This window comes from Streptomyces bicolor, from assembly GCF_000719285.1.
GTDB classification, from domain to species: domain Bacteria; phylum Actinomycetota; class Actinomycetes; order Streptomycetales; family Streptomycetaceae; genus Streptomyces; species Streptomyces bicolor.
The window spans coordinates 169,641-181,620 of record NZ_JOFS01000001.1 but is presented as its reverse complement, the minus strand read 5'-3'; the positions used below and the strand labels follow the sequence as shown (position 1 = coordinate 181,620).

Sequence of the window (11,980 nt, the reverse complement as noted above, 5' to 3'; positions counted from 1 at the left end):
GTCTGACAACGCCCCCGACGGACCGTCAACCGCTCAGGGCCGGAAGCCGAGCAGCTCGTGCAGCTCAGCGCCCCGTGACGTCATCGACGTGACCTTGGAGTTCAGCGGCTTCGGATCGGGCAGAGCCTTGCACACCGCGTCCACCTCGCCCGCGCCGCGCGGCACCGTGCCGTCGGTCAGGTAGGCCGCGAGGTGCTTGTCCAGGCAGCTGTTCCCGCCCAGCGTGATGGCATGGTTGCCGCCGCCCCGCTCGACCACCAGGCTGGAGCGGGCCAGCTTCCGGTGCACCGTGACGCCTCCCTCGTACGGGGTGGCCGCGTCGTCGGTCGCCTGGAACAGCAGCATCGGCGGCACCTCGCCGTTGTCGATGGTCACCGACGGGAGCGAGGCCGTCGGCCAGAAGGCGCACGGCGCGTTGTACCAGGCGTTGCTCCAGGTCATGAAGGGCGCCTTCGCGTACGTGGCCCAGTTGTCCGCCCGCCACCGCCGCCAGTCGCGCGACCAGGCGGCGTCCCGGCACTGCACCGAGGTGTAGATGCTGTAGCCGTTGTCGTCGGACGCGTCGGTGGCGGCGAACTTCTCGTACGCCTCGACCAGCGGGTCGGCGTCCTTGTCGTTCACGTACGCCGCGAACGCCTCGGCGAGGTAGGGCCAGTAGCCGTTGTAGTAGCCGCCGGGGATGAACGTGTCCTCCAGCTCGGAGGCGCCCACCTTGCCGCCGGCCGGCTTCTTGGCCAGGGCCGCCCGCATCGCGTACCACTTGGCCTCGATCTTCGCGGGATCGGTGCCGAGCTTGTATGTGCCGTCGTACCTCGCGACCCACGCCATGAAGGCGCGGTGGCGGTCGTTGAAGGCGTGGTCCTGCGCGAGGTTGACCTCGTACCAGACGCCGGTCGGGTCGACGACCGAGTCCAGGACCGCGCGCCGCACCCGCTGCGGGAAGAGCTTGGCGTAGACCGCGCCGAGGTAGGTGCCGTACGAGTAGCCGAAGTAGTTGATCTGCTTCGCGCCGAGTGCCGCACGGATCCGGTCCATGTCGCGCACGGCGCTGATCGTGTTGATGTGCGGCAGCACGTCCGCGTACTTCTCGCCGCAGGCCAGCGCGAAGGACTTGGCTCGCTGGAGGTTGGCCCGCTCGATCCGCGGTGTCCTCGGCACCGAGTCCGGGCGCACCGCGTCGAAGTGGCCGGGCCTGCAGTCGAGGGTGGGGCTGCTCTTGCCGACGCCGCGCGGGTCGAAGCCGATGACGTCGTACTGTGCCGCCACCGCCTTGGGCAGTCCCGCGGCGACGAAACCGGCGAGGGTGAGACCACTGCCGCCGGGCCCGCCGGGGTTGACCAGCAGGGGGCCCTGGTACTTCTTCGCGGTGTGCGGGACGCGCGACAAGGCGAGCGTGATCTGCCGACCGTGCGGGCGGGCGTGGTCGAGCGGCACCTCGAGGGACGCGCACTGGAGCGTCGGGTAGTTCTTGGTGCCGCACTTCTTCCAGCTGAGCGGCGCGGTGTGAGCGGCTGCGGCGGTGTGCGGCGCGCGTGCCTCGGCGGGGACGGCCGTCACGGTCCCGGCCACGAGGGCGGCGGCCCCGCACAGCACGGCTGCGCGTTTGCGCATGGGGTCCTCCCAGGACGGCGGGTCGTGGACCGCGAGTGTCACGGTCCTGGCCGCATCGTCCCGGCGCGGGCACCCGGAAGAACCCGTTCTGTAAAGACTTGACCCGATTGGGTCGAGAGATGCGCTCGAATGCTCTCAAATAAGCGTAAGTTGGGTCGGTTCGGTCGTCGCGTGCTCGGTCGGCTCGGGCTCGCGGGTCCGCCGGGGCATGCCCGCGCGCGTGGGGCCGATGCCGTACTCCTGCGCCAGGTCGTGCACCTGACGGGTGATACGGCGCTGGTACCACTTCGGCGCGTAGGCGCCGTCCGCGTACAGCCGCTCGTAGCGGCGCACGAGATGCGGGTGACGGCGGCCGAGCCAGGCCATGAACCACTCGCGGGCACCGGGTCGCAGATGCAGCACCAGCGGAGTGACGGAGGTCGCTCCGGAGGCGGCGATCGCCCGCACGGTGGCCCGCAGTTGGGCCGGATGGTCGCTCAGGAACGGAATCACCGGCGCCATCAGCACCCCGCACCCGAGCCCGTGCTCGGTCAGGGTCCGTACGACGTCCAGGCGCCGCTCGGGCGCGGGCGTGCCCGGCTCCACGGTGCGCCACAGCTCGGGATCGACGAAGCCGACCGAGACCGAGACGCCGACGTCCGTCACCTCGGACGACTGCTTCAGCAGGTCGAGGTCGCGCAGGATCAGCGTGCCCTTGGTCAGGATCGAGTAGGGGTTGGCATGGTCGCGCAGGGCGGCGAGGATGCCCGGCATCAGGCGGTAGCGGCCCTCGGCGCGCTGGTAGCAGTCGACGTTCGTGCCCATCGCTATGTGATCGCCCAGCCAGCGGCGTGAGGACAGCTGGCGGCGCAGCAGCTCCGGCGCGTTCACCTTGACCACGATCTGGGAGTCGAAGCCGAGGCCCGTGTCCAGGTCCAGATAGCTGTGGGTCTTGCGGGCGAAGCAGTACACGCACGCGTGCGTGCAGCCCCGATAGGGGTTGACCGTCCACTCGAAGGGCATGCGCGAGGCGCCCGGCACCCGGTTGATGATCGAGCGGGCCCGGATCTCGTGGAACGTGATGCCGGCGAACTCGGGCGTGTCGAAGGTGCGGGTGACCACGGCGTCCGCGCCGAACAGCGCGGCGTCGGCCCGGCTGTGGTCGGATTCCAGGGTGAGGTTCTCCCAGCGCATGGTGCCTCCTCGGTAGCACTGCCCCAAGAATAGAACAGATGTTCCCTTGATCGTGCGACCTACGTCCCAGTTCCGATTTCGATCACTGTGCGATCGCTTCGGGGAGCTGACCGGGACCCCGATTTGGGCGGTCCGGGAGCGGGGTGGTTGGCTTGCTCCAACCCCCGAGAAATCAGGTCCTGGAGGAAGTCAATGGCGCAGGTCGAGGCCACTACGGAGCGGGTCGTCGCGGCGGACGCGGAGAAGGTGTTCGACGCCCTCGCCGACTACAGCGGCACCCGGCGGAAGGTGCTGCCCGAGCACTTCAGCGAGTACGAGGTGCGCGAGGGCGGCGACGGCGAGGGCACCCTCGTCCACTGGAAGCTCCAGGCCACCAGCAAGCGGGTCCGTGACTGCCTCCTGGAGGTCAGCGAGCCCACCGACGGCGAGCTCGTCGAGAAGGACCGCAACTCCTCCATGGTCACCACCTGGCGGGTCACCCCGGCCGGCGAGGGCAAGTCCCGGGTCGTCGTCACCTCCACCTGGCAGGGCGCCGGCGGCATCGGCGGCTTCTTCGAGAAGACCTTCGCGCCCAAGGGCCTCGGCCGGATCTACGACGCGCTGCTCGAGAAGCTCGCCGCCGAGGTCGAGAGTTAAGTCCCCGGTGCGCGGGGGCCCTTGGCCTCCTCACCGGATCGAGTGGATCCCCGTCGTGTCCGGGATGGCGCCGTAACTTGCCGTGCTTGCTCGTAGTTGTCGCCTATTGCGGGAAATGTGAGCAGGTACGGTGAGGGGAGCGGTACGTGGGCGGCACGACTCTGGTGCAGGACGAGACCGTCACCGCACCTCCTCCACCGGTTCCGCCCCAAGGCGCCGAGGCCCCACTGAGCCCGCGCCGGGTGCGGCTGGTCTTCTTCGGGCTGATGCTCGCGCTGCTGCTGGCCGCGCTGGAGCAGATGATCGTCGCCACGGCGCTGCCGAAGATCGTCGGTGAACTGCACGGCCTGGACAGGATGTCCTGGGCGATCACCGCCTACCTGCTCACGGCCACCATCGGCCTGCCGATCTACGGCAAGCTCGGCGATCTCCTCGGCCGCAAGGGCGTCTTCCAGTTCGCGATCGTCGTCTTCGTCGCCGGCTCCGCGCTCGCCGGACGGGCCGAGACCATGGACCAGCTGATCGCCTACCGCGCCGTCCAGGGCGTCGGCGCGGGCGGACTCATGATCGGTGTCCAGGCGATCATCGCGGACATCGTGCCGGCCCGCGAGCGTGGCCGGTACATGGGCCTGATCGGCGCCGCGTTCGGCCTCGCCTCGGTCGCCGGGCCCCTGCTGGGCGGCTACTTCACGGACCACCTCTCCTGGCGGTGGTGCTTCTACATCAACATCCCCTTCGGTCTCGTCACCCTGGCCGTCGTCGCCGTCGTACTGAAGCTGCCGAAGCCGCGGGTCCGGCGCCGGCTCGACCTCCTCGGCTCCTTGCTGCTCGCCGCCGCCTCCACCTGCCTGGTCCTGCTGACCAGTTGGGGCGGCACCGAGTACGCCTGGAACTCCCGCGTCATCCTCGGCCTCGGCGCGGGAGCCCTCCTCTCCACCGTGCTGTTCCTCGTCGTCGAGCACTTCGCCGTCGAACCCCTCATCCCACTGCGGCTGTTCAGGGACTCCGTCTTCAACGTCACGAGCCTGGTCGGCCTCGTCATCGGCGTCGCCCTGTTCGGCGCCGCCAGCTATCTGCCGACCTTCCTGCAGATGGTCGACGGCGCCACGGCCACCGAGTCCGGCCTGCTCATGCTGCCGATGATGGGCGGCATCGTCGGCGCCTCGATCATCTCCGGCCAGCTCATCAGCCGCACCGGCCGCTACAAGCTCCACCCCGTGCTCGGCAGCGCCCTCTCGGTCGCCGGCATGTGGCTGCTGTCCCGCCTCGAAGCGGACACGCCCCGGCTGCACTACAGCATCTGGATGGCCGTGCTCGGCGCCGGCATCGGCATGGTGATGCCCGTCCTGATCCTCGCCGTGCAGAACTCCGTGCGCCCCGCCGACCTCGGCACCGCCACCAGCGCCAACAACTACTTCCGGCAGATCGGCGGCAGCGTCGGCGCCGCGATCTTCGGCACCCTCTTCGCCGACCGGCTCGCCGACGCCCTGGCCGAACACCTGCCCACGCGCGCGGGTGCCGGGCTGCCGGACCCCGAGTCCATCACCCCGCAGCTCGTCCACGCCATGCCGCCGGACCTGCGCGACGGCTACATCCGGGCCTACGCCGAGGCCATGCCGCGCATCTTCCTCTACCTGGTGCCGGTACTCGTCCTCGGCCTGCTGATCGCCTTCTTCCTCAAGGAGAAACCCCTGGTGTCCCATGACGTCCCGGCCCTGGAGACGGAACCGGCACCGGTGAACGCCCCGATCCCCCAGAGCCGTTCACCCCACACCGCCGGCGTTCCCGTGCGCGGCACGGTGCAGCACCCCGACGGCACCGTCGTACCCCGCGCGGCGATCACCCTCATCGACATCGCCGGGCAGCAGATCGGACGCGGCGCGAGCGGCGAGAACGGGCGGTACGCGCTCGCGACGCCGGGCCCCGGGGCGTACGTGCTGATCGCCGCCGCGGGCGGACACCAGCCGCAGGCCGTCTCCGTGACCGTCGGCGAGCGCCCCGTCGACGTGGACATCGTCCTCGGCGGCGCCGGACGCCTCGCCGGGCGGGTGCTCACCCCGGACGGCACGCCCGTGGACGCCACCGTGACACTCACCGACGTCCATGGCGAGGTCGTCGCCACCACCCGCAGCGACCGTGAAGGCGGCTACGTCATCACCGAGTTGGTCGCCGGCGAGTACACCCTCGCCGCGAGTTCGCCCGCCTTCCGCCCGGCCGCCGTCCCCGCCACCGTGAAGGCGGCTCGCGAGACCCGCCAGGACATCGAACTCGCCGGCGGCGCCCTCCTGCGCGGCACCGTACGGGCGAGCGGCGGGCGGCCCGTCGAGGACGCGCGCGTGACACTGCTCGACGCGGCCGGCAACGTCATGGCCACCCTCACCACCGGCCCTGACGGCGCCTTCCGGTTCGTCGACCTCGCCACCGGCGAGTACACCGTCATCGCCACGGGTTACCCGCCGGTCGCCACCGTGCTCCAGGTCGCCGGCGGAGGCCGTACGGAACGCGATCTTCAGCTCGGGCACGAGGACTGAGCCAGGGACCGGTGCGCACGGCTGTCCTGCGAGGACGCCACGCGCACGGCCCCCCCGCATGCCCTCGTGCTCGCGGCTCACCAATTCCCGTATTGCCGCACATCGCCTCCGCCCGGAGCCGTACGGTGGAGTAGGCGGCAGATCTTGCGGAGCCGTGGGGAGAGAGGGCCTGGGCCATGGACCGTGGCACCGAGAGGGACGGCGCGGTGACGGAGCACGCCGCGGCCGGCCGCATCCCGCTGGCCGTGGTCGTGGTGGACCGCGAGGGCCTCGTGTCCCACTGGAGCTCCGGCGCACGCCGTCTGTTCGGGGCCGACAAGGAAGAGGCGATCGGGCGCCCGGCCGTCGATCTGCTGCCCGTCTCCGGAGCGCTGCCCGAGGACGAGGACGTCTCGCCGTACGGGGCGTACTCGACGTACGACGGGCTCGGCCACGACCTCGAATCGTCCCTCGACGGGCGGCTGTTCTACCCGGCCGCGGGCCGTGCCCGCCTCACCGTGCCCGAGCGAAGCGAGAGGGAGGCGCCCCCGTCCGAAGGGTGGGGGAGCGACCGCGTCGACGTCCTGTGGTGGGCGTACCCGCTGGTGGGCCCCGGGCCGGAGCGGCTCCTCGTGCTCGGCGCCGACGTGGGCCGGCTCCAGCAGGACGACGGCGACGACGACCCCGGCTTCGACCGCGTCGCACCCGGCTTCGCCCTGCACACCGACTTCCCCGGAGCCGAGGAACTCGCCCGCCGCCTGCCCGAGATCCTGCCCAGCATGAGCGTCCAGGAGGGCGCCCGCATCGTCGGCCAGATTCTCGAACTGGGCTATCCCGTCCTGGAGTTCAGCCAGAACGACCGGGTGCCCGTCACCCCCGACTGGGGCGTGCCCCGCCGCGTCGAGCGCAAGGCCCGCCGGGAGCGAGCCGCCCAGGCCGCCGCCAAGGGGCTGCCGTTAGCCGAGGAGTACACCGACGACGGCGAGGACCTCGAGTACGCCGCCGTACGCGAACGCCTGGAGTTCCTCAACGAGGTCAGCGGCCGCATCGGCACCTCCCTGGACCTGTCGCGGACGATCATCGAGGTCAGCAAGGCCGTGGTCCCGCGCTTCACCGATGTCGCCGGCACCTATCTGCGCGAACAGGTCGTCGCCGGTGAGGGATTCCCCGACGGCGTGCCCGACACGACCACGATGTGGCACCGGGTCGCCGTCGAACACACCGACGAACCCGGCCGCTGGGACGACGTCGTGCCGGTCGGCGAGGCCATGCCCTTCCCGGCGCACACACCCTTCTTCCAGTGCATGACCAGCGGCGAGCCCGTCCTCGTGTCACGCATCAGCGAGCAGATGGGCCACGCCATCGCCTCGCAGTTCGAGAAGCGTGACATCCGGCCACTGATCACGGGCCGCTCGATGCTGGTCGTACCGCTCAAGGCCCGCAATGTCGTGCTCGGCTTCATGATCCTGCTGCGGCACCCGGAGCGCGTCGAGTTCAACGACATGGACCGCGTCACCGGCGCCGAACTCGCCGCCCGCGCGGGCCTCGTCCTCGACAACGCACGCATGTACACCTACCAGGAGAGCGTCGCCGAGACCCTCCAGGACAGCATGCTGCCGCACATCCCGCCGCGCATGGCGGGCTGCGACATCGCCACCCGCTATCTGCCGGGCACCTTGCTGGGGCGCGTCGGCGGTGACTGGTTCGACTCCGTGAAACTGCCCGGCGCCCGCACCGCCCTCGTCGTCGGCGACGTCATGGGCCACGGCCTCAACTCGGCCGCTATGATGGGCCAGTTGCGTACGGCCGTGCAGACCATGGCCGCCCTCGACCTGCCGCCCGCCCAACTGCTGCGCAACCTGGACGACCTCGCCCAGCGCCTCGGCGACACCTACCTCGCGACCTGCCTGTACGCCGTCTACGACCCGATCGTGAGCGAACTCCACATCGCCAACGCCGGTCACATCCCGCCCGTCCTGGTCCGCGCCGACGACGGGCGCAGCGAGCTGCTCGACCTGCCCACGGGGGCGCCGATCGGTGTCGGCGGGGTGCCGTTCGAGGCGGTACGCGTGCGCGTGGAGCCCGGCGACCGGATCGTGATGTGCACCGACGGACTGGTCGAGGTGCGTGGCGAGGACATCGGTGTCGGCCTCGCGACCCTCTGCGAGTCCGCCGCCCACCCGGCCGCGTCCATGGACGACGCCTGCGACACGATCATCCGCGCCCTCGCTGCGACATTTTCAGAAGCGGGCCGTGGCGGCCGCAAGGACGACGTCGCCCTGCTGATGGCCCGCCTCAACGGCATCGAACCGGAGGACGTCGCCGAGTGGCGGATCGGCCTCGACCCGATGGAGGTCGGCCGGGCCCGCGCCGTCGTCCGCGAGCAGCTGCACGAGTGGGGCCTGCCACGCGTCGCCCACACCGCCGAGCTGCTGGTCAGCGAGCTCGTCACCAACGCCGTACGGCACTCCCACGGCCGCCCGGTCGAACTGCGCCTGGTGCGCGGCGACACGCTGTTGTGCGAGGTGGACGACGACGATCACGACCTGCCGACGCTGCTCAACGCCGGCCCCTTCGACGAGTCCGGGCGCGGGCTGCGCGTGGTGAGCACGCTCGCGCGCGAGTGGGGCACCAGCCGTACGAGCGCCGGAAAGACCGTCTGGTTCGAACTCACGCTCCCGCGACGCTGATTCCTTGTGCCCAGCGGGGCGTTCGACGGCGTACGGGTCTCGAATGCCGAGTGAAGGTATGCGCCGGGCGCTTGTGGCCGAAACCAGGCCGCGATAGACCGTACTCGCCCGTCACTTCACGACGGGTCGTCGTCGCACCCTGGGGAGTCGGTCATGAGCGTGACGAGTCGGTACCGGGAGGCCTGGGAGGGCTTCTGGCGGGAAGCCCCCGAGGAACCGGGGGCGGTGTTCTGGGACGCGGAGCCGGCTCTGACCGCCGGACGCCATCTGGCCCTGTTCGAGGCTCACCTGGCCGATCCCGGCCTGCCGATGGTGGACCTGGGCTGCGGCAACGGCACTCAGACCCGGTTCCTCGCCGACCGCTTCACACACGTCCTGGGCGCCGACCTGTCCGCCGCGGCCCTCGACCACGCCCGGCGCGCCGACCCCGCGGGGCAGGCGGCGTACCGGCTGTTCGACGCGGTGGAGAAGGCCGAGGCCGAGACGCTGCATGCCGAACTCGGGGACGCCAACGTCTATATGCGGGGCGTGCTGCACCAGGCCGAGCCCGACGACCGGCAGCTGATGGTGAACGGGATCGCCACGCTGGTCGGCGAGCGTGGCCGGGCCTTCCTGGTCGAACTCTCCGAGTCCGCCAAGCCCGTCCTCATGGGGCTCGCCCAGGGCCCGGCGGGGCCGCCGCCCAAGCTCGCGCCCATCTTCCGGCACGGCATCGCCCCCGGCGAGGTGGCCGACGCCGCGGTGCCCGAGTATCTGCGCGCGGCCGGGCTCACCGTCCTCGCCAGTGGCGAACTGCCGCTGGTCACCACGGAGCACGGGCCGAACGGCGCCCGGATCGAGCTGCCGTCGAAGTGGGCGGTGGTCGGCCGGACCGCCTGACGGCCGTTCGCCCTCCGGCGTGTCCGTGCGCGCCGGAGGGCGAACTCACCGTGGAGGTGGATCAGTTGACGGTACGGCCCTTGCGGTACACCACCCAGCCGGTGGCCAGCAGCGCGGCCGCGAGCGCGGCGACGGAGAGCACGGTGACGCCGGTGGAGGCGAGGCTGCCGCCCGCCGTCGAGGTGCCTGTGCCGCCGGAACCGCCCGTGGTGGAACCGGTGTCCGAGCCGCCGGTGCTCCCGCCCGTCGTGCCCGTGCCGCCGTTGCCGCCGGTGCCGCCCGTGCCGCCGGTGTCGTCGTCCGTGTCCACCGGGTCCTGTCCGACGAAGCTGACCGGGACCTTGACGTCCTGGGAGCGGTCGCCGGAGAGGGTGTGGTCATTGCGGGTGGCCAGGACGCACGTGGCCTTGAAGCAGTCGGTGTACTCGTCCTTGGCGGCGACGGTCAGCTCGACCTCGAAGGTGCCGCCGTCGCCGTACGGGATCGCCAGGTCCGCACCGTAGTCCGGCGGGTTCGAGGAGATCCACGCCGAGGAGTGCGAGCCGCCGGTCATGTCGACGCCGCCGATGCACGGCGTGGGCAGTTCGCCGTCGCCGTTGTCGACGCAGAGGGCGACGTAGATGCCCTTCTTGGTGTCGTAGCCGGTGCCGGTGACCTTCAGGGTCTGGTCCTCGGTGGCGAGGTCGTTGACCGGGGTGACGGTGAGCTTCTGGCCGTTCGGGCCGGTGACGGTCTTGGAGCCGGACGGCTCCGTGCTGCCGTCGCCGTCACCGCCGTCGTCTCCGCCGCCGTTGTCGCCGCCGTCACCGGGCTCGGTGACCGTGAGCGTGATGGGTGAAGTGCGGGTCGTACCGGCCGCGTTGGTGAACTCGGCGCGGTAGCGGTAGCCGTCCTGGGCCGCCTTGGCGGTGAAGGTATACGCGTTCTGCGTCGCACCCTCGATCGCGGACCAGATCTGGCCCTCGTCGGGGCTGACCTGCCAGCGCACGGTGGGCTCGGGAGCGCCCTCGGCGGCCGCGACGAAGGTGACCTTGCCGCCCGGTGCGACGGACTGGTCGGTGGGGGACTGGACGATCTTCGGGGAGACACGTCGGTCGAGCTTGACGACCTTGCTCTCGGCCTGGCTGGTGACGTAGACGGACGAGGCGCCGGGGGTGACGGCGACGCCCGCGTAGGCACCGGCGCGGTTGCCGGGCAGGGCGACGGGCTCGGCCGCCTGCCGGGCGGTGGCGCTGTCGTAGATCTCCAGGGCGCCGACGTTGTCCGCGCCGTCGTCGGCGGTGCCCCAGTCCTCACGCAGGACGAAGGCCTCGCCGGTGGCCTTGTCGAAGGCCATGGCCGTGGCCCGGTCCTTGCCGGTCAGCTTGGCCAGCTGCTTGCCGTCCTTGTCGAAGACGAGCACGTCGTACGAGCTGCCCACCCAGACATTGCCGGTCGCCGGGTCCGTCTCGACGAAGTAGACGGAGGCCTCCGGGAGTTCGACGGTGGCGGTGACCGTGCCGCCGGCCAGCCACACGCCCTTCGCGGCCGTGTCGCCGTCCTTCGCGGTGCCTATGCCGCGCAGCGGGTAGTGGAAGACGACGCCGTCGCCGGCCAGCGGACCGGCGATCCAGCGGACCACGCGGGCCGCGAGGGCGCCGGTCGCGCCGGGGGCCTGCTGGATGTGGCCGAGGAGCGTGCCGTCCTTCGGGTCGATGGCGTACAGGCCCTGCTCGGCGATGTCCGCGGTGTCGGGGATGTTGTCCGAACCGACGTACAGCTTCCCGGAGTCGGGGTGCAGCAGCAGGTCCAGCGGGCGGCCCGCCGTGGTGAACTCGGCGGCCCGGACGTAGCTGACGGTGCCGGGCGGTACATCCACGCCGTCGCCGCCGCCCCCGTCCCCGGGGTCCTGGCCCTCGAAAGTGACGGGGATACGGACGTCCTGCGAGCGGTCGCCGGGGTTGCGGTGGTCGACGCGGGTGACGACCGAGCAGGTGACCTTGGTGCAGTCCAGGCCGCCGTCCTTGGCCTTGATGCCGATCTCCACGTCGAAGGTGCCGCCCACGCCCCAGGTGACGGCCAGGTCGCCCGCGTACTCGTCGCCCTCGGGGACGATCCACTGCGAGGAGCTGCCGGAACCGTTCTGGTCGGCGCCGCCGAGGCACGGGGTGGGGACACGGTTGTCGCCGTTGTCCTTGCACAGGGCGACGTAGATGGCCTTGGTCGCGTCGTAGCCGGAGCCGGTGACGCGGAGGGTCTCGCCGTCTGGGTCGAGGTTCGCGGAAGCCGTGACGGTGAGCTTCTGGCCGTCCTTGCCGAGGGCCGTCTTCGGTGTGTCGGAGGCCTGTGCGGTGGAGCCGAGCGTGACGGCCGCGGCCACGAGCGCGGCGGCGCCGAGGAGTGCGGCGGGGCGTCTGAACCGGCGTCCGGCCCCGGCTGTCGGTCTGGGTTCGTCGGTCATGGAGGGTCCTCACTGGTCGGGTGCGCCCGGCACCCCGGGGA

7 protein-coding genes are annotated in these 11,980 nt (G+C 71.3%); 4 read left to right on the top strand and 3 right to left on the bottom strand.

Translation table 11 applies throughout. The annotated features are described in order from the left end of the window. Positions 1-33: 33 nt before the first annotated feature. Positions 34-1,611 (bottom strand): alpha/beta hydrolase, encoded by a 1,578-nt coding sequence (locus IF78_RS0100805; RefSeq protein WP_031475728.1) that lies wholly within the window; start codon positions 1,609-1,611, stop codon positions 34-36. Between the two features lie 135 nt (positions 1,612-1,746). Continuing rightward, on the bottom strand, positions 1,747-2,784 hold the full coding sequence (locus IF78_RS0100800; protein WP_031475730.1) for an Rv2578c family radical SAM protein: 1,038 nt from the start codon (positions 2,782-2,784) through the stop codon (positions 1,747-1,749). 192 nt (positions 2,785-2,976) lie between these two features. Between IF78_RS0100800 and IF78_RS0100795 the strand changes: the two genes are divergently transcribed. The 4 genes from IF78_RS0100795 to IF78_RS0100780 all read left to right on the top strand — a co-directional run bounded on the left by IF78_RS0100795 (position 2,977) and on the right by IF78_RS0100780 (position 9,499). Further along, positions 2,977-3,420 (top strand): SRPBCC family protein, encoded by a 444-nt coding sequence (locus IF78_RS0100795; protein WP_031475732.1) that lies wholly within the window; start codon positions 2,977-2,979, stop codon positions 3,418-3,420. A gap of 146 nt (positions 3,421-3,566) precedes the next feature. After that, positions 3,567-5,951: an MFS transporter gene (locus IF78_RS0100790; protein ID WP_031475734.1), complete on the top strand. Its 2,385-nt coding sequence runs from the start codon at positions 3,567-3,569 to the stop codon at positions 5,949-5,951. A 176-nt stretch (positions 5,952-6,127) separates the two neighbouring features. After that, positions 6,128-8,620, top strand: a complete 2,493-nt coding sequence (locus tag IF78_RS0100785; protein WP_031475736.1) for a SpoIIE family protein phosphatase — start codon at positions 6,128-6,130, stop codon at positions 8,618-8,620. A 153-nt stretch (positions 8,621-8,773) separates the two neighbouring features. Beyond that, positions 8,774-9,499 (top strand): class I SAM-dependent methyltransferase, encoded by a 726-nt coding sequence (locus IF78_RS0100780; RefSeq protein WP_031475738.1) that lies wholly within the window; start codon positions 8,774-8,776, stop codon positions 9,497-9,499. A gap of 61 nt (positions 9,500-9,560) precedes the next feature. Here the strand turns inward: IF78_RS0100780 and IF78_RS0100775 are convergent, their stop codons facing one another. Then, the gene (locus tag IF78_RS0100775) at positions 9,561-11,939 is read right to left on the bottom strand and encodes an immunoglobulin domain-containing protein (RefSeq protein WP_031475740.1); all 2,379 of its coding nucleotides are present in this window, start codon (positions 11,937-11,939) and stop codon (positions 9,561-9,563) included. Positions 11,940-11,980 lie beyond the last annotated feature (41 nt).

Bases quoted from the DNA above. Each gene is read 5' to 3' on its own strand.
- IF78_RS0100780 (WP_031475738.1), top strand. From the start codon at position 8,774: ATGAGCGTGACGAGTCGGTACCGGGAGGCCTGGGAGGGCTTCTGGCGG.
- IF78_RS0100775 (WP_031475740.1), bottom strand. From the start codon at position 11,939: ATGACCGACGAACCCAGACCGACAGCCGGGGCCGGACGCCGGTTCAGA.
- IF78_RS0100800 (WP_031475730.1), bottom strand. From the start codon at position 2,784: ATGCGCTGGGAGAACCTCACCCTGGAATCCGACCACAGCCGGGCCGAC.
- IF78_RS0100795 (WP_031475732.1), top strand. From the start codon at position 2,977: ATGGCGCAGGTCGAGGCCACTACGGAGCGGGTCGTCGCGGCGGACGCG.
- IF78_RS0100785 (WP_031475736.1), top strand. From the start codon at position 6,128: ATGGACCGTGGCACCGAGAGGGACGGCGCGGTGACGGAGCACGCCGCG.
- IF78_RS0100805 (WP_031475728.1), bottom strand. From the start codon at position 1,611: ATGCGCAAACGCGCAGCCGTGCTGTGCGGGGCCGCCGCCCTCGTGGCC.